Source organism: Curtobacterium sp. B8 (genome assembly GCF_000333315.1).
Taxonomy (GTDB): domain Bacteria; phylum Actinomycetota; class Actinomycetes; order Actinomycetales; family Microbacteriaceae; genus Curtobacterium; species Curtobacterium luteum.
In genome coordinates, this window is record NZ_BACW01000257.1 from 1 (window position 1) to 960 (window position 960).

1 pseudogene is annotated in these 960 nt (G+C 77.0%); it reads left to right on the forward strand.

What is annotated here, in order from left to right:
* A pseudogene (locus I59_RS22680) lies at window positions 1–960 on the forward strand (hypothetical protein); the annotation flags it as partial.

Sequence of the window (960 nt, forward strand, 5' to 3'; positions counted from 1 at the left end):
GGGCCCGGGGCACCGACGAATTCCACCGTGCCCGGGCGAAGGCTGCGGACACGGTCGAGCGCGCCCGTGCCGAGGCCGGTCTCCTGCTGCAGGACGCGCGCAACGAGGGCGCCGCGGTCCGCGGCGCGGCCGTCACCGAGGCCGCCGAGGTCCGCTCGGTCGCGATCCGTGAGACCAACGCCCTCCGCGCGCGGGTCGAGCACGAGGTCGCCGAACTCCGCGAGACCGCGCACCGCGAGTCCGCCGACGCCCGGGCCGCCGCGGCCGACCTCGACCGCGAGACGGAACACCGCCGTTCGGTGTTCGAGGCCGACCACGCCCGTCGTGTCGAGGACCTCGACCGCACGGAGACCGAGCGCCGCGCCGCGCTCGAGCGCGAACTCACCGAGGCCCGCGCGGCCTGGCAGCACGAGCGTGACGAGCAGCAGCGCGTGCACGCCCTCGAGCTCGAGACCGGCCGCGCCGACCTCGCAGCCGAGGTCGAGCGCCGCCGTGCCGACCTCGACACCGAGCTCGCCGACCGCCGCCGCGACACCGAGGAGCAGCTCGCCGCCGCGCGCGCCGAGTGGGAGCGTGAACTCGCGACCGCCCGGACGTCCCTCGAGCAGGAGGTCGAGGCCGCCCGCGCCCAGCTCCGCGTCGACGAGGAGCAGACCCGCGCTGAGAACGCGCGGCTCGTGCAGGAGACCGAGGACCGCATCGCCCGCGAGCTCGAGGAGCACCGGACGCGCATCGAACGGGAGCGGGCCGAGGCCGAGACCGCAGCCGAGCGGGCCTCGCGCGACCACGAGGCCGAGCTCGCCGCCCGACGCGAGCGCGAGCACGGCGAGCTCGACACCGAGATCGCCGACCGCCGTGCCGCGGACATCGGCTCCCTCGAAGCCGAGCGCACCGCACTGCGGCAGGAGATCGACACCGCCCGGGCCGCCCTCGCGCGCGAGCGGGACGAAGCTGCCGCGG